The following is a 17,088-nucleotide window of genomic DNA, read 5'->3' as shown; positions in this document are numbered from 1 at the left end:
CAGTGCCGGATTTTCACTGGCCGGCCGTTATGCATTGAAAGTCGGAAAAATTTGTCATACATGTGTGATGAATTGTGAATTTCGCAATGCCGCGTTTGAACGGCATGCGGATCAAAGCCGATGCGGGGGCGTGCGTGGCTATGCAGATGAAGGATCGCAGCAAAGGCTCCGGGTCGCTGGTCTCACAGGTCGGCGAAAGCCTCCGGCAAGCCATATTGAGCGGCCAGTATTCGGCCGGCGACAAGCTTCCGAGTGAGCATGAACTGACCGAAACGCACAGCGTCAGCCGCACCGTCGTGCGCGAGGCCGTGGCCGCGCTTCGCTCCGACGGGCTTGTCGAGGTGCGTCAGGGAGCGGGTATCTTCGTCCTCGGCGCCGATCCGGTTCTCTCCGCTGGGAAAGCCGACAAGGCCCGCGTTGTTTCCGATCTGGAAGTGCTCGAGATCAGAACGCCTGTCGAAATCGAAGCCGCCGGTCTTGCGGCCTTGCGCCGCTCGCCCGCGCAGGAGGAGGCGATTTTCGAATGCCACCGGAAAATCCTCCTGTGCATCGAGAGCGATCACTCCATTCGCGAGGCGGATCTGGAACTCCATGCCGCCATCGCCGAAGCCACGAACAATCCGCTCTTCCGGCAGTTCCTGGAGTCCCAGGGCTCGGCGATCATCCCGCAGTCGCGGCTGGTCCCTGAAACAAGGACAGCCGAGCAGACCGCCTACCGAAAGCTGATACACAGGGAGCACGAAGCGATCGTCATCGCCATCTCCGACAGGGACGATCAGGCTGCCCGCAACGCCATGCGTGAGCACCTGGTCGGCAGCCAGGCAAGGTACCGCAACCTGCTGAAGGATCTGCGAAGCTTTACGAGCTGATAGTTGATCCCGGAACTGTCTGGAAGCGTCCGCAGCGATTGGCGCGAATTGTCCGCTATTTGTCCGGTGCGCGCATTTTCTCGTGCCATCAAATTGCCGAATATGGCTTCATGATCAACCGCCATGGAGCAAAAAATGTCCGGCCACGATACTGTCCTTCTCGTTATCGACGCCCAAGAGTCTTTCAGACAACGCGATTACTGGGATGAAAACCTGGCATCCGCCTACATCGATCGTCAGCAGGCTCTGATCGACGGCGCGGAAGCCGATGGAATACCCATCATCCAGATCTTCCATGTCGATGAAAACGGGCCGTTTTCGGAAGCATCCGGATTCGTCAGCACACTCGCCCCGCTCAGGATCACTCCCAAGGCGACGTTCAGGAAGGGGCGCCACAGCGCCCTGGTCGGTTCCGGTCTCGACGTGTGGCTGACCGAGAACGGCGTCCGTCGTATCCTCGTCTCCGGCATTCGCACGGAACAGTGCTGCGAGACCACCACCCGACACGCCTCCGATCTCGGCTATCAGGTCGACTATGTCGGCGAAGCGACCCTGACCTTCCCGATGACCGACGCAACGGGACGCACTTGGAGCGCAAGGGAAATCCGGGACCGGACCGAACTGGTCCTCTCAGGCCGTTTCGCTCGGATCGCGACCGTCGAACAGGCATTGGCGGGGCGCGAAAAGTCACTCGCCGCATGACGGACGCCGCGCAGCCCTTCGATATCCCGGTCTTCGTCGTCGTGCCGCCGCGCGTGCTGCTGCTCGACGTCGCCGGCCCGATCGAAGTGCTGCGCAAGGCGAACCTCGAACAGCGCACAGTCCGCTTTACCGTCACCTATATCGGCCCATCAGCGACGGTCGGCAGTTCGATCGGTCTTGCCGTTACGGGTGTCGTCGCATTGCCGGAACGCTTGCCCGATAGCGCGCTTGTCGTCATTGCCGGCAGCGCCGACGCCCCGATGGCAAACAGTCGTCCGTGGGACAAACAGGAACGCGCTGACCAGGCTGCCATTATCGCATGGCTGAAGCGCGCCATCCGTCCGGGAATTCGACTGGCTTCGATCTGCTCGGGCGCATTGCTCGCTGCCGAGGCCGGAATGCTCGACGGTCGCGAATGCACCACCCATCACGGCTGTATGGAAGATCTGATCAGGCTCGCGCCCACCGCGCGCGTCCGGGACAACCGGCTCTATGTCGAGGACGGAGACCGCCTCACGAGTGCCGGCATCACCGCCGGCATAGACCTCATGTTGCATATCGTCGCCGAAGCGGTGGGGCATGCCTGCGCGCTTGCGGTGGCGCGATATCTTGTCGTCTATCTCAGGCGCGGCGGCTCGGATCCGCAGCTTTCGCCCTGGCTTGAAGGTCGCAACCATATTCACCCGGTCATTCACCGTGCACAGGATGCGGTGGTCGCCAACCCCACTCAGGACTGGTCGGTGGCGTCCCTCGCCCGCCTCAGCGGCGCCAGCCCGCGCAACCTTTCACGGCTGTTCAACGAGCAGACGGGCATGAGCGTTACGGATTTCGTCAACCGCATGCGCGTGGCTCTTGCCCGCGAGATGCTCTCTGGTTCGCGGCTGGACATGGAGGCCGTCGCGATGCGCGCCGGCTTCGGCTCGGCGCGGCAGCTCCGCCGCGCCTGGAACCGTTTGAATGACGGCCCGCCGAGCGCGGCGCGGGCAAGGCTGCCCGCAGGTTCATAGGCTGCTCACCACCGGTCACCAGATCGCGATGACGGTCGCGGACATATTCTCTCCCAATTTTCACGTTGAAGCGCTTGCCACGACGGGGGATGCATGGATGGAATTCCACGGGCTGCTTACCCATCCGTGACTGAAAGCTAGTTGAAAGCTTCGACGTCATAGGAAGGGGCAGCATCGTGGAGGAGACACGGTCAAAGTGGCGAGACGACGATGCTAGCAAACCACAGGAGGAGATTTCCATGCGTTCTTCACGCAGCCTTTTTCACACCGTCGCTTTTTCGACGCTTCTCGCCGCAGCATCTTTGGCTACCAGCGCCGCACATGCGGCCGATAAGATCACCATCATGGTCGGCGGTTATGAGAAGCAGATCTATCTGCCCGCCAAGCTTGCCGAATCGCTGGGATACTTCAAGGACGAGGGTCTCGACGTCGAACTGCTGAATGAAGCTGCCGGCGTCGATGCCGAAAACCAGCTTCTGGCCGGCGCCGTCCAGGGCGTGGTCGGCTTCTACGACCATTGTGTGGACCTGCAGGCCAAAGGCAAATTCGTCGAATCCATCGTCCAGTTCAGCCAGGCGCCGGGCGAAGTCGAGATGGTTTCGAGCAAGCACCCTGACATCAAGTCGCCGGCCGACTTCAAGGGCAAGAGCCTCGGCGTCACTGGTCTCGGCTCGTCCACGAACTTCCTGACCCTCTTCATGGCCTCGAAGGCCGGCCTGAAGCCCGGCGACGTCGTGACGGTCCCGGTCGGCGCCGGCGGCACCTTCATCGCCGCCATGCAACAGGATCAGATCCAGGCCGGCATGACGACAGAGCCGACGATCTCGCGCATGATCAAGACCGGCGAGGCGAGCGTGCTTGTCGACATGCGCACGGTCGAGTCGACCCGTCAGGCGCTCGGTGGCACCTATCCGGCCGCCTCACTCTACATGGAAGCCTCCTGGGTCGACGCACACAAGGAAGAGGCGCAGAAGCTCGCCAACGCCTTCGTCAAGACGCTGCGCTACATCAACACGCATTCAGCTGCCGAGATCGCGGACAAGATGCCGAAAGACTTCTACGTCGGCGACAAGGACGGTTACATCAAGGCTCTCGACGACGGCAAGGGCATGTTCACACCGGATGGCGTCATGCCGGAAGACGGTCCGAAGACCGTGCTTGCCGTGCTCTCGGAGTTCTCCAAGAACGTCAAGGGCAAGCAGATCGACCTTTCCAAGACCTATACGACGGAGTTCGTCAAGAACGTCAAGTAAGGCGTCGCGTCGCTTCCGGTCCCAACCGGAAGCGGCCTCCCGATCGATCCATGGGCATTGCGTGCACGCGCCCAAAGCACGCCTCAGGTATCATCATGCAACATGACAAGAACCAGATCCCGGCGATCGAGCTGATCAACGTCAGCCGCCGCTTCGTCTCGCCGACCGGCAAGTCCCTTACGGCCTTGCGCGATTTCAACATGACGGTCGCCCGCGGGGAGTTCGTCGCCGTCGTCGGCCCTACCGGCTGCGGTAAATCGACGACGCTCAATCTTGTGACGGGTCTCGCACGCCCGAGCGCCGGTGAAGTCCGGCTGATGGGCGGGCCGATCACCGGCATTGACCCGCGTGTCGGCTTCGCGTTCCAGACCGACGCACTCTTTCCCTGGAAGAACGTGATCGACAACGTCATGGCCGGCCCGCTGTTTCGGGGCAAGTCGCGCACTGAAGCGGAAAAGAGCGCACGCGACTGGCTGGCCCGCGTCGGCCTTTCGAAATTTCTCCATCACTATCCCCACCAGCTTTCTGGCGGTATGCGCAAGCGCGTCTCCCTGGCCCAGACATTCATCAACGAGCCGGAAATCCTGCTGATGGACGAGCCGTTTTCGGCTCTCGACGTGCAGACCCGCACGGTCATGCATGAAGAGCTCTTGAAACTGTGGGCGGAGCGCAAGGCCTCGGTGGTGTTCGTGACCCACGACCTCGAAGAGGCTGTCGCCCTCGCCGACAAGGTCTACGTCCTGACCGCCGGCCCTGCGACGGTAAAGTCGGTCTATACGATCGATCTCCCCCGCCCGCGCGTCGTGTCGGAAATCCGCTACGAGCAGAGCTTCATCGACTATTGCAAGACGATCTGGGAGGACCTGCGCGAGGAGGTCGAGACCAGCTACCGCCGCGCAAGCGAAGCGGCCTGAGGGAGGATATCATGGCACACACCACACTTGAGGCCGGTTCGGCCACCATGTTTCGGCCGGGCACGTCGGACACAGAAATCGAGGCATCGGCGCTGAAGGCAATGCGCCGGCGCAAGACGCTGGTGCGCTTCTGGCAGATCGCCATCCTGGTCTTCGTGATCGGCATGTGGGAGCTGTCTTCCAACATGCAGTGGATCGATCCGTTCTTCTATTCGAGCCCAAGCGGCGTCGTTCAGCGCCTCTACGAATGGGCAACCGAGGGCACCACGGAAGGTTCTCTCTGGTATAATCTATGGGTGACGATGGAGGAGGCCCTGATCGGCTTCTTCGCGGGATCGATCACCGGCGTCTTCGTCGGCATCGGTCTTGGCCGCAACCGCTTCCTGTCGGACATTTTCTCCGTCTACATCAAGGCGATCAACTCGATACCGCGCGTCGTTCTCGCCCCCATCTTCATCATGATCATGGGTCTCGGCCTGCCCTCCAAGGTTGCACTCGCCTTCATCATGGTGTTCTTCGTGGTGTTTGCAAACGCCTTCCAGGGCGTGCGCGAGGCCGACCGCAATATGATCGCCAACGCCCGCATTCTCGGCGCCTCGGATTGGCAGGTCACCCGCACCGTGGTCATCCCATCGGCGATGAGCTGGATCTTCGCCAGTCTGCACGTGTCCTTCGGTTTCGCGATCATCGGCGCAATCGTCGGCGAATTCGTCGGCGCCCGCTTCGGTATCGGCCAGCTCATCTCGATCGCCAAGGGGACGTTCGACGCGGCCGGCATGTTCGCGGCAATCCTCCTCGTCATGGTCGTCACGCTTTTTGCCGAATACATCATGACATTGATCGAGAACCGCCTGGCGAAATGGCGTCCGCAGCAGCACCTCGATACCCAGTGATCAAATCGACCTCCTCCCAAGGCAGATCGAACTGAAGGCCGGGCGCGATGCCCGGCCTTCTTTTCATTTGATGCACTTAGGTCTAAGCGAGCGGCAGCCGCACCGTCACGACGAGCCCACCGCCTTCCGCGTCATCGAGCGAGACTGAACCTCCAGCGCCTTCGACGACCTCCCGAACGATCGCTAGCCCCAGACCACTCCCCTCGGCTTCAGTCCCCATGATCCGGTAGAAGCGTTCGAAAACCTGTTCGCGCTCCCCGCTCGGAATACCCGGCCCGTTGTCCTCGACGGTCACGACGGCGTTGCCGTCCGCCTGCCCGACGGCGACGGTCACCCGTCCGTTCGGGCGGGTATAGCGGATCGCATTGTCTATGAGGTTGACCAACATCTCGCGCAACATCGTCGCGTCGCCGTCGACAATGACCGGGCGGACGGCTTCCAGGCCGACGTCGATGTTGCGCTTGAGCGCCTCTTCAGCATGCGCTTCCAGGATCTCGCGGGCAGCCTTCGTAAGGTCGGTCGCATCGCTCCGGGGGCGCCGGCTTCCGGGCTCGGCCCGCGATAAGGTGAGGAGCTGGCTGGCAAGACGCGAAATCTGTTTCGTGCTGGTGCGAAGGGCGAAAAGCGCCTCGTCGCGGCGAGCAGCATCGGCTTCGCGGGCCGCCACGCTCGCCTGCGTCGAAATCAGCGCCAGGGGGGTTCGCAGTTGATGCGCCGCATTCGATACGAACCGTCGCTGCGCGGCCATCTGGTTCTGGACGCGCTCCATGTAGTCGTTCAGGGCGTGAACGAGCGGCTGCAGCTCGCTCTGCACCATCTCCGGCGGCAGCGGATCGAGACGGTTGCGCCCGCGCTGGCGCAGGGCGTCCCGCAGCCTCAGCGCAGGAGCCAGGCCACGCTGCAGGCCGAGGATGGTCACCAGGCTTGCGACGAAGACGAGCACGAACTGCTTCGAAAAATCTGAGAGCCACAATTGCCTTCGCATCGCATACTGGCTGTTATGCGTAACGGCGACGGTCACGGAGATCGCGCCGTCATCGGGAAGGCCGACGACAGGATGGTCGAGCATCATGACGCGAACATCGGCACCGTGGAACGTGCGATCCTCACCGGTGCGCTGGACGGCCGGCAACGGCAGGTCGGGAAAGCCGCTGACCAGACTGCCCCATGCGGTAATCACCTGATAAGATACACGGTCGCCGAAGCCCGTATCAAACATCTCCAGCGCGGAAGGCGGCACGTCCACCTGAACATTGCCGCCCTCGTCGACACGGACGGCTTCGGCAATGACGCGCGCCGACGCCAGAAGTGTTCGATCCGTCACCAGCTTTGCTGTGGCGTCAGCCGTCCAGAAGCTGTCGTAAAGATTGAAACCGATCGCGCCGAACAGGGTCAGCAGCACCCAGCAGAGCAACTGCACCCTCAGGCTCTGGCTGAGCCGCGCGATCGTCGCGCCCACCTTGGTGACGAGGCTACTGGACATGTCTGAGGAGATAGCCAAGCCCGCGCAACGTGGCAATCTGAACCGAACTGCCCTCGAGCTTCTTTCGCAGCCTGTGGACGTAGATTTCGATGGCGCTCGGATCCGCCTCGTCGTCGAAACCGAACACGCTTTCGGAAAGGGCGGCTTTCGAGACGGTGTTGCCAAGCTTCATGACGAGTTGCTCAAGCACGGCATATTCACGCGGCGTCAGTTGCAGCGGCTCGCCTGCGACGAAAAACTGCCGCGTCCCGCCGGAGAAGCGCAGGTTGCCGACGGTAATCTCGGATGATGCCCGGTCCTGGCCGCGGCGGACCACCGCACGAATCCTCGCTTCGAGCTCGGCGATTTCGAAGGGTTTGGCGAGATAGTCGTCGGCGCCGCTGTCAAGCCCTGCAACACGGCCGTCCAGGCTCGCATTCGCGGTCAAGATGATGACCGGCAGCTTGTTTCCGGACTGCCGCAATCGCTTCAACAGCGTCAATCCGTCAAGCTTGGGCAGCGCCAGGTCGAGGATCATCGCCGAATACTCCGCCACCTTGAGCATATGCTCCGCGTCCTCGCCGTCATGGGCAATGTCGATAGCGTATTGCGCCTGTCGCAGGGCTTTACCCAGCCAGGCCGCCAGATCCTTGTTGTCCTCCACCACAAGCAGTCTCATCTGACCTTCCTAGCACGTGCAAACGGTCTGACAAGCGTGACACAGTTTCCACCGCTGATACCTGGCCTCTGTTCCCGACCGAAGCAGAAGGAGATGGTATCACCTGCGATCGGTCTCCGCGTCGTCAAGACGAACGCTGACAGGAACGGAAGTTTTCAGGCGCCCATGAGCCCTCCCGGAATCGCCTTCGACCGCAACCGGGACGTCCTGGTCTCCAGCACCCGACGCCTCGATTCCCCAGATTTCGATCTGGGTCAGCGCCGGATAGGGCGAGGCGTCCTCGGCCTTGATCAGCCTGTGCAGTTCCACCCATTCGACGATGCAGGGCTCTATCAGAAAGGCTTGAGCGACGCCCGATTTCACCAACGGAAAACAGGAGGTCTTGCCGTTCGAGAAGGTGACGCTGGCCTTTTCCCACCAGGAATCATGCGGAAAGTCGGCCCGGAGATAGAAAACGATCTCGTCGATCCTGACCGGCCGGCCGAATTCCACCGTTAGCGCCGCGTGAGGATCGCGATTGATGCCCCAGCTCGTATAGGGCCAGAAGCCGTGATCATCGTTGGCCTTTTCGCCGTCGATCGCGTTACGCGCGGCAAAGACCGCTTCGCCCCGGGTTTCGACATTGGCGCGCGCATGCGGAAACAGCGTCCGATTGGCGTGATCGTCCCAGGGGTTGAGAGCGAGATTGCGCCGGTGAATGATCTCGTCCGGCCGCGTGCTTCGCGCTGATAGCCGGTGGATATCGCCCCTGAAGGCATTCGGGGAATAGGGCTTGCGTTTGTCGCCGAAGGGCACAGCGAGCGAATAGGCGCATTCCTTCATATAGACCAGGCCGGGTTGGATCGCGCCATCAAGGGAGAGGAAGACATGTCCGGGCTCGGAGACCTCCACGACCACGCGATCGCCTTCGCGATAGCTCTGGCGATAGACCAGGAACGTCTCGTCCCGGCCTGCGGAACTGGCCAGCACTGCCCCATCGGCATCCACGATCTTCAGCGTCAATTCCATGCTCGTCCTCCCCAGAGCATGATGCCGAAAAGTGTGAGCGATTTTCGGACGACATCATGCTCTAACTCTTTAATTTAGAACAGGATTCAGATTTTAGGCCGACCCGGCCTAAAATCATCCTGTTCTAGACGATCCGCAATCTCAGGAGCCTGCCGGCAAACGGCAGGCGCAGCCGATAGATTTTCTCGGGCCAGGCCGATCTCAGCCGGGCGTCGTCCACGACGATTTCATCAATTTCGATCTCGCCGGTGCCATCGACGAAAATTCTGCCGAGGTCGGCCAGATCGATCCTATCGGGGCCGACAGTCGGCACCACGCATGTCATCAGAGACAGGACCGCCGGCTTGCCCCCGTCATAGGTGTCGACGATCTCGACGTGGCGGCCGCGCAGCAGGGAAACGACGCGCCGGTAGCTGTGCAGCTGCGCCTCGGGGGAATAGGCGCCTGATATATCGAGCGATATGCGCGCGCTCCGTTCGTCAAACTCGACCTCGACATCGCGCGCGCCAAAGGCTTCGCCGGCCGACTGCATGACGCCTGCGAATGTCGGCAGGTTGTGGAAAGCCGACTGCATCGTCCATATCTCGTAGCGCCGCGCCGAAAAGGTCTTTGCGGTATAGGTCTCGACGCCGACATCGATCAGGAACGGATGTCCGTTCTTGTAAAGCGTGACACTTCCGACATCGTTATGATTGTGGCCCTCGCCATTGTTGCCGCCCTTGACGGCAAGCGAAAACTGCCGGTCGCGGGCGATGAACAGGCCGATGCCGGGATAGAAGATATCGCGCCCGGATGCAGGAGGTGGCTCGGCGGCGGCGGGGATTGCAGGGCCGACCAGCAGTTCCTGCACGCGATACCAGAGGTTCCATTCCCCGGGCAGGTGCGGATTGTCGGAAGCGGCCCTGTCGGATGCAGCGAACTCAGCCAGCATCTCAGAGCCGACCGCCTGTCCGAACAGGTATTCCCGCGCGCTGCAGGGTTCGACCACCGCGGAGGAATCCGCGAAGTTGAAATAGTAGCGGCCGGCCACATGCATATGGGCAATATATTCGGCCATGTTGCGGATCTTCGGCTGCTGCCAGACCCCGGCGAACAGGCCGGGCGCCACGGCATCCAGGATGGTCAACGCGCCATGCAGGCAGAGTGCGGCGTGGCGGTAGTAGAGCACGCCCTCCTCGCAGGCCCCGTCCTCGGCATAGTCCTTCAGGAAGGCGTCGAGGCTGCCGAGCGCCTTTCTGACGACGGCGTGACGCGTGGGCTGATCGGTTTTCAGGGAGAAGACCGTCAACAGGACGTTCTGGCTTATCCACGCCGTCCAGTTGTTCATCCGCTCCTGACCGCGGCCCATCCACCAGAAATGCCGGCCGAGATAGGGCGAAAGGATGCGGGTTTCGATCTCGCGTTCCACGCGTGCCGTAATCTCGGGGCTGATGCCGTCGAGCTCGTCGCGAAGCAATGCAACGATGGTGGCAAGCAGCGCCGCCGTTTCGGCGGCGAAGAGATCGACGACAGGCTGCGAATTGTCGGGAAGCGGCAGGCGCGCGCCGCTTCGTTCATAGGCGTTATGCGCCGGAAGCTGCCACCCGCTCTCCTCCGCAATCAGGAAGATGCCGTCGACGACCTTCGGCAGGAACCGCGCCTTGCCTTCGATGAGTTCGCCGAGCACCAGATTGTTGAGCATCCGCCGCCGCGTGAAATAAAGCTCCTCGAAGCGCGCGCGGTTGCCCGTTGCGGTGAACTCCCGGTAATCCGAAGCCGCAATCAGCGGCAAGGCGCGCGCAAGCGTCTCTTCGGCCTCGCGAATGATCAGATCCCGTACCGCTTGCGGCACAGCGCTCCATCTGGCGCGATCGGAGCAGACCGCCCCGGGCGTGAAATCGCCCAGCACATCCGGCAGCTCCCCTGAAATCTCGCTGAGCATGTCTCTCCCCGTACCGGAAAAGCATCGATGGGCGTTTGGTCTGCATGCTCACCTATCATATGTATTTTGCGCTTTCCATAAAATTCGTATGACCTATTCAGAACTTGTTTGACCAATACCGGATATGTGCTATGTCGTTGCTGGAGGAAGAGGAGGCATCGGTGTCCCTATCGAATTCGGTCATCGCGACGGATGGCGCCATGGCAACCTCCGGTCGGAAGGTCGCGGTCCTGTCCAAGCGCCAGCGCAGGATCCGCAACGCGATCGTCGCCTATTCCTTCATCGCGCCGAACTTCATCGGCTTTGCCGTCTTCACGCTCGGCCCGATCCTGTTCGCCTTCGTGCTTGCCTTCATGCATTGGGACGGTTCGAATGCGATCACCTTCGCCGGCCTCGACAATTTCTGGCGGCTCTTCGATGACAAGGCTTTTATCGCGGCGTTCTGGAACACGGTCATCTATACGGTCGCTTCCGTGCCGGCGACGCTCATATGCGCGCTTGGCCTTGCCGTACTTCTCAACCAGAAGATCGCGGGGCGCGATTTCTTCCGCACAGCGATGTTCTTCCCCTATGTCGCCTCGCTGGTGGCCGTCGCGGTCGTCTGGAACATGATCTTCAATCCCGAGATGGGACCGGTGAACATGATCCTCTACACGCTCGGCCTCGATCCCAAGAACATGCCGGGATGGGCGGCCGATCGCCACTGGGCGATGGTGACGGTGATCCTCTTCGGCATCTGGAAGAACATGGGCTATTACATGGTCATCTATCTGGCCGGCCTGCAGGGCATCAATTCGGAGCTCTATGAGGCCGCCGATCTCGATGGCGCCAATTCCTGGCAGAAGTTCATCCATGTCACGGTGCCGCAGCTCGGGCCGACGACCTTCTTCGTCACCGTCATGCTGACGATCCAGTCCTTCAAGGTGTTCGACCAGATCTACATGATCACCCAGGGCGGACCCGGCACCTCGACGCTCGTCCTCGTCTACCACATCTATAACGAGGCCTTCATTTCCTGGGATCTCGGCTATTCCAGCATGGTTGCGCTCGTTCTGTTCTTCCTCGTGCTCGCCGTCACCGTCTTCCAGTTCCGGCGCCAGAGGGAGGATGGTGAATGAGGATCGCAGGACGCAAGGTGACCCTCAAATCGGTCGCGATCTACGCCATCGTCATCGCCGTCACGCTCATCATGCTGATGCCCTTCGCCTGGATGCTCTCGGCATCCCTGAAGCTCAGCCGCGACGTCTTCGCCTTCCCGATCGAGTGGATACCGTCCGAGCCGCAATGGCATAACTACGTCGATATCTGGACGAAGATCCCGCTTGCGCTCTTCATCTACAACACCTCGAAGCTGACGATCATCGTCACGCTGCTGCAACTTTTGACCTCCAGCTTTGCCGCCTACGCCTTCGCCAAGCTGAATTTCCCCTACAAGAACACCCTGTTCCTCGGCTACATCGCCACCATCGCCATGCCCTGGCAGGTCTATATGGTGCCGCAATTCCTGCTGATGCGCGAATTCGGCCTCAACAACACCCATCTGGCACTGATCTGCCTGCAGGCTTTCACCGCCTTCGGCGTCTTCCTGATGCGGCAGTTCTACATGTCGATCCCGACCGAGCTCTGCGAGGCGGCCCGCATCGACGGCATGAACGAGTACCAGATCTGGGCGCGCATCATGCTGCCGCTGTCGAAGCCCGCGCTCTCGACACTGACGATCTTCACCTTCGTCACCACCTGGAACGATTTTCTCGGGCCGATGATCTACCTGACCAAGACCGAGCTGAAGACCGTCCAGATCGGCCTTCGCATGTTCATCTCGCAATATTCGGCCGAATACGGGCTCATCATGGCGGCCTCTGTCGTCGCCCTCATTCCGGTTCTCGTCGTCTTCCTCTCTCTCCAGCGCTTCTTCGTCGAGGGTATCGCCTCGACCGGACTGAAGGGTTAAATCCATGAACGCCGTCTCGTCCGTCGCCCCGCAGCCGATCACCGACCAGGAGGTCAAAGCCGCGCTCGATCTTGCCGTCGGGCAGATCAGGCGCAACCTTCCCGCCTTCACCCATGCCTCGCAGAACCATTCAAGCGTCGGAAATTTCTATCCCGCGGTGGCGAACGACCAATGGACCGCGGGTTTCTGGCCCGGAGAGCTGTGGCTCGCTTTCGAGCACAGCGGCGAGGCGGTTTTCCGCGATGCCGCGCAGATCCAGGTCCAATCGTTCCTGCATCGGATCGTGAACCGCATCGAGACGGATCATCACGACATGGGCTTTCTCTATTCGCCCTCCTGCATCGCCGCCTGGAAGCTTGTCGGAGATGAGGATGGCCGCAGGGCCGCCATCCTGGCAGCCGACCAGTTGATCGAGCGTTTCCAACCCGTCGGCCAGTTCATCCAGGCCTGGGGCCGCAAGGGGGTGGCGGAAGAATACCGCTACATCATCGACTGCTTGCTGAACCTGCCGCTTCTCTACTGGGCGAGCCGCGAGACCGGCGATCCGAAATATCGCGAGATCGCTCTCATTCACGCCCGCACCACGCTCGCCAATTCGGTTCGGCCGGACGATTCCACCTATCACACCTTCTACATGGACCCGGTCACGGGAGCGCCGGTGCGCGGCGCCACCAAGCAAGGTTACAGGGACGACAGCGCCTGGGCGCGCGGACAGGCCTGGGCCATCTCGGGAATGGCGCTCTCCTATCGCTATGAGCGGATCGAGGAATACCGCCAAACCTTCGACCGGCTGCTCGCCTTCTATCTCAACCGGCTGCCGGCCGACATGGTGCCCTATTGGGATCTCGTCTTTTCGGACGGCGACGGCGAGCCGCGCGACAGCTCGTCGGCGTCGATCACCGCCTGCGGCCTTCTGGAAATGGCCGATCTCGTCGAGCCGGAACCGGCCGCACGCTATCGCACCCTGGCGCGCCGCATGATGAAGAGCCTTGCCGATCACTACGCGGTCAAGGACCCAGCCGTCTCCAACGGCCTGGTGCTGCACGCCACCTATTCGAAGAAATCGCCCTTCAACACCTGCCGCGGCGAGGGTGTCGATGAATGCGTCTCCTGGGGAGATTATTATTACATGGAAGCTTTGACGCGCCTTTCGCGCAGCTGGTCTTCCTATTGGTGAATTCAGGAGGACCCGATGGCCAGCATTTCGCTTAAAGAGCTGAACAAATCCTACGGCGCGCTCACCGTCGTCCACGACATCGACCTCGAAATCGCTGACAAGGAATTCATCATCCTGGTCGGCCCCTCCGGCTGCGGTAAATCGACGACGCTGCGGATGATCGCCGGCCTCGAGGAGATATCGGGAGGAGAGCTCAAGATCGGCGGCGACGTCATGAACGACGTTCCCTCCAAGGATCGGGATATCGCCATGGTTTTCCAGAACTATGCGCTGTACCCGCATATGACCGTCTACAAGAACATGGCTTTCGGTCTGCAGCTGAGGAAGGTGTCGCGCGACTTCATCGATGCCCAGGTGCAGGACGCCGCCAGGATCCTCGACATCTCTCATCTCCTGAACCGCAAGCCGAAGGCGCTTTCGGGCGGGCAGCGCCAGCGCGTCGCGCTCGGCCGTGCGATGGTGCGCAATCCGGCGGTCTTCCTTCTCGACGAGCCGCTTTCCAATCTCGATGCCAAACTGCGCGGCACGATGCGTTCGGAAATCACCAAGCTGCACAAGCGCCTCAACGCCACCTTCATCTACGTCACCCACGACCAGGTGGAGGCCATGACCATGGCGGACCGGATCGTCGTCATGAAGGACGGGCACATCCAGCAGGTGGATACGCCGCAGAACCTCTACGACCGTCCCGTCAACATGTTCGTCGCCGGCTTCATCGGCGCGCCGCAGATGAACATGCTGCCCTCGACCATTTTGCGCCGGGACGACGGCTATATCGCCGTCTTCGACGGCCGGGAACTGCCGCTGCCTGCCCATTTCGACAAGGGCAGGATCGCCCCCTACGAGGGCCGCGAACTGGTGCTTGGCATCCGTCCGGAGAATTTCCACGAGCTGCCGCCGGCCGACATCGCACCGGAGAACCTGGCGCCCCTCAAGGCGGTCGTCGAACTGGCCGAGCCCATGGGCTCGGAAGTGCATCTGAACATGGTGGCAGGCGGGCGCAATCTCATCGCCCGCGTCTCGCCGCGCTACCGGCCTGATATCGGCGAGGAGGCGACGCTGGTCGCCGATATGACCAATGCGCAGCTGTTCGACAAGGAAACGGAACGCTCGATTCTATACTGAGGCGCCTGCGGGAGACGGCTATGCAGTGGTTGCGGGACATGTGGACGAGGGAGGGACCGGGCATTGCGAAGGATGCGCCGAAGAGGACCGGCCTTGCTCTGTTCGCCGAGATCCTCGTCCGCGAATGGTGGGAGATGGTCAAGCTGAACATCCTCTTCATCCTGGCCGGCCTCTTCGTCGTGACGCTGCCGGCAGCCCTCGCCGCCATGGCCCGGGTCTCGGTCGCCTTGGTGGAAGATCGCAACACCTATCTGCTGCGGGACTTCACGGAAGCCTTTCTGCGCTACTTCTGGCGCGCCACCGCCTGGGGCCTGGCGTTGAGCGGCGCGCTTGCAATCGGTATCCATGCGATTGTCACCTATGCCGCCGGCGCACGCGACAATCTGTTGCTGAGCGCACCACTGACGATCGCCCTCGTCGCCACCGCTTTCATCGCGGTCCTCGCCTGCCATCTCATCGTTCTCATGGTGATGCGCGATCTGCCGGCTTCTAGGCTGCTGCGCCTCGCCGCGCTCGCCTCGGTCATCCGCCCGCTCCCGGCGCTAGCCGCGCTCGCCTTCGCCGCCAGCCTGTGGCTGGCGCATATCCTCTTCTATCCGGTTTCGGTGTTCATGCCGGCAACCTTCAATTTTTCACTCGGAATGTTCGCCGTCGCATTCGGCGTCCATCGGGCGGCGGTGACGGTTCTAGACCTGCCAAACGCAACGCAGCCGCACCGCGAACCGCATATACGAGACGCTTCATAAAACAACTGATCCAGAGATGATCCAGGGAAGGAGAACGGGAATGTATTTGGATAAATTCGGGAGGACGATGAGACTTGCCTTGGCAGGTTTCACCTTGGCCGCAACGACGGCCGGCGCAGCGCTTGCCGAGGACGCCGTGACGCTCAAATGGGCTTTGTGGGACTGGGACAAGACCGCCTATTACAAGCCGTTGATCGAGGCCTATCAGGCCAAACACCCCAACGTGAAGTTCGAGCCGATGGACCTCGGCTCGCAGGACTATCAGCAGATGATCTCGACGCAGCTGACCGGCGGCTCCAAGGATATCGACATCGTCACCATCAAGGATGTGCCGGGCTACACCAACCTGGTGCGCGCCGGCAACATCGCCGATCTCAGCAGCTTCGTGAAGGATCAGAAGATCGACCCGGCTCCCTATGGCGGCCTGATCGAGGAACTGACCATCGACGGCAAGGTCTATTCGCTGCCGTTCCGCTCCGACTTCTGGATCGTCTATTACAATAAAGACATATTCGACAAAGCAGGCGTCCCCTACCCTACCAATGACATGACCTGGGCGCAATTCGACGCGACTGCCGAGAAGCTTACCGGCGGCATGGGCACCAACAAGACCTACGGCGCGCTCCTGCATACCTGGCGGTCGACCGTTCAGCTGCCCGGCGTCCTCGACGGAAAACACACGCTGGTCGACGGCGACTACGACTTCCTCAAGCCCTGGTACGATAGGGCGCTCACCCTGCAGAAGGATGGGGCGATTCCCTCCTACGCCTTCCTGAAGACGTCAAACACGCATTATTCGGCGCTCTTCTTCAACGGCACGATCGGCATGCTGCCGATGGGAACCTGGTTCGTCGGCACCCAGATCACCAAGGTGAAATCGGGTGAATCGAAGAGCAAGAACTGGGGCATCGTCAAGTTCCCGCATCCCGACGGCGTCGCGGCCGGGACAACGGCCGCGCAGATCTCCGGGCTGGCGGTCAACGCCAATTCCGACCACAAGGATGCAGCTCTCGATTTCATCAAGTTCGTCACCGGTCCTGAGGGCGCTGATGTCATCGCGTCGACGGGCACCTTCCCCGCGCTCAAGACGGATGACGTCAGCGCCAAGATCGCGGCAACGCCGGGCTTTCCTGAGGATGCGGCCAGCAAGGAGGCGCTGAAGCCGTTGAAAACCTACCTTGAGATGGCGGTCAACCCAAACGCCGCCAAGATCGAGGTGGTGCTCAACCGTGTGCATGACGCGATCATGACCGACAACACCACCGTCGACGACGGGTTGAAGGAAATGACCGAAGGCGTGAAGGCCATCAAGTAGGCCCACGAGATATCGACGGCCGCGGGTTACCATCCGCCCGCGGCCGATCGGGTTTTTCATGAATTT

16 protein-coding genes are annotated in these 17,088 nt (G+C 61.4%); 12 read left to right on the top strand and 4 right to left on the bottom strand.

Features of this window, described 5'->3' with window-relative positions; translation table 11 throughout:
- Positions 1 to 86: 86 nt before the first annotated feature.
- The 6 genes from AB8B31_RS28255 to AB8B31_RS28230 all read left to right on the top strand — a co-directional run bounded on the left by AB8B31_RS28255 (position 87) and on the right by AB8B31_RS28230 (position 5,638).
- Complete coding sequence (locus tag AB8B31_RS28255; protein WP_020493439.1) at positions 87 to 869, top strand: FadR/GntR family transcriptional regulator; 783 nt, start codon at positions 87 to 89, stop codon at positions 867 to 869.
- Between the two features lie 123 nt (positions 870 to 992).
- A complete protein-coding gene (locus AB8B31_RS28250; protein ID WP_018245925.1) occupies positions 993 to 1,571 on the top strand; it encodes an isochorismatase family protein in 579 nt (192 codons plus the stop codon).
- Positions 1,568 to 2,578 (top strand): GlxA family transcriptional regulator, encoded by a 1,011-nt coding sequence (locus AB8B31_RS28245; protein ID WP_018245926.1) that lies wholly within the window; start codon positions 1,568 to 1,570, stop codon positions 2,576 to 2,578. The genes AB8B31_RS28250 and AB8B31_RS28245 overlap by 4 nt, the downstream gene beginning before the upstream one ends.
- A 239-nt stretch (positions 2,579 to 2,817) precedes the next feature.
- Positions 2,818 to 3,831: an ABC transporter substrate-binding protein gene (locus AB8B31_RS28240; RefSeq protein WP_018245927.1), complete on the top strand. Its 1,014-nt coding sequence runs from the start codon at positions 2,818 to 2,820 to the stop codon at positions 3,829 to 3,831.
- Positions 3,832 to 3,926: 95 nt separating this feature from the next.
- The gene (locus tag AB8B31_RS28235) at positions 3,927 to 4,745 is read left to right on the top strand and encodes an ABC transporter ATP-binding protein (RefSeq protein WP_026188721.1); all 819 of its coding nucleotides are present in this window, start codon (positions 3,927 to 3,929) and stop codon (positions 4,743 to 4,745) included.
- A gap of 11 nt (positions 4,746 to 4,756) precedes the next feature.
- Positions 4,757 to 5,638 carry an ABC transporter permease gene (locus AB8B31_RS28230; RefSeq protein WP_003549874.1) on the top strand — a complete coding sequence of 294 codons (882 nt, stop codon included), beginning with the start codon at positions 4,757 to 4,759 and terminating at the stop codon, positions 5,636 to 5,638.
- 82 nt (positions 5,639 to 5,720) lie between these two features.
- Here AB8B31_RS28230 and AB8B31_RS28225 read toward each other — a convergent pair whose 3' ends face one another.
- The 4 genes from AB8B31_RS28225 to AB8B31_RS28210 form a co-directional block, all read right to left on the bottom strand.
- A complete protein-coding gene (locus AB8B31_RS28225) occupies positions 5,721 to 7,121 on the bottom strand; it encodes a sensor histidine kinase (RefSeq protein ID WP_018245929.1) in 1,401 nt (466 codons plus the stop codon).
- Positions 7,111 to 7,779, bottom strand: a complete 669-nt coding sequence (locus AB8B31_RS28220; protein ID WP_018245930.1) for a response regulator — start codon at positions 7,777 to 7,779, stop codon at positions 7,111 to 7,113. Before AB8B31_RS28220 ends, AB8B31_RS28225 begins: the two co-directional genes overlap by 11 nt.
- 99 nt (positions 7,780 to 7,878) lie before the next feature.
- Positions 7,879 to 8,787, bottom strand: a complete 909-nt coding sequence (locus AB8B31_RS28215) for a carbohydrate-binding protein (protein WP_018245931.1) — start codon at positions 8,785 to 8,787, stop codon at positions 7,879 to 7,881.
- Between the two features lie 124 nt (positions 8,788 to 8,911).
- Positions 8,912 to 10,708 carry a heparinase II/III domain-containing protein gene (locus AB8B31_RS28210; RefSeq protein ID WP_018245932.1) on the bottom strand — a complete coding sequence of 599 codons (1,797 nt, stop codon included), beginning with the start codon at positions 10,706 to 10,708 and terminating at the stop codon, positions 8,912 to 8,914.
- Positions 10,709 to 10,839: 131 nt separating this feature from the next.
- Between AB8B31_RS28210 and AB8B31_RS28205 the strand changes: the two genes are divergently transcribed.
- Genes AB8B31_RS28205 through AB8B31_RS28180 form a run of 6 tightly spaced genes read left to right on the top strand, consistent with a single transcriptional unit; the run spans position 10,840 to position 17,022 of the window.
- Positions 10,840 to 11,826: a carbohydrate ABC transporter permease gene (locus tag AB8B31_RS28205; protein ID WP_131702024.1), complete on the top strand. Its 987-nt coding sequence runs from the start codon at positions 10,840 to 10,842 to the stop codon at positions 11,824 to 11,826.
- Entirely contained in the window at positions 11,823 to 12,659 is an 837-nt protein-coding gene (locus tag AB8B31_RS28200) for a carbohydrate ABC transporter permease (protein WP_018245934.1), read from the top strand. The genes AB8B31_RS28205 and AB8B31_RS28200 overlap by 4 nt, the downstream gene beginning before the upstream one ends.
- A gap of 4 nt (positions 12,660 to 12,663) precedes the next feature.
- Positions 12,664 to 13,836, top strand: coding sequence for a glycoside hydrolase family 88 protein (locus tag AB8B31_RS28195; RefSeq protein WP_018245935.1), 1,173 nt, complete (start codon positions 12,664 to 12,666; stop codon positions 13,834 to 13,836).
- A 15-nt stretch (positions 13,837 to 13,851) separates the two neighbouring features.
- Entirely contained in the window at positions 13,852 to 14,961 is a 1,110-nt protein-coding gene (locus AB8B31_RS28190; RefSeq protein ID WP_018245936.1) for an ABC transporter ATP-binding protein, read from the top strand.
- Between the two features lie 20 nt (positions 14,962 to 14,981).
- A complete protein-coding gene (locus AB8B31_RS28185; protein ID WP_018245937.1) occupies positions 14,982 to 15,707 on the top strand; it encodes a YesL family protein in 726 nt (241 codons plus the stop codon).
- A 40-nt stretch (positions 15,708 to 15,747) separates the two neighbouring features.
- A complete protein-coding gene (locus AB8B31_RS28180) occupies positions 15,748 to 17,022 on the top strand; it encodes an ABC transporter substrate-binding protein (RefSeq protein ID WP_026188722.1) in 1,275 nt (424 codons plus the stop codon).
- Positions 17,023 to 17,088: the final 66 nt, after the last annotated feature.

Origin of the sequence: Rhizobium sp. 62_C5_N11_2 (assembly GCF_051811185.1) — a bacterium.
GTDB classification, from domain to species: Bacteria; Pseudomonadota; Alphaproteobacteria; order Rhizobiales; family Rhizobiaceae; genus Rhizobium; species Rhizobium leguminosarum.
The sequence above is the reverse complement of the archived record's forward strand: the minus strand, read 5'-3'. Positions and strand labels throughout refer to the sequence as shown.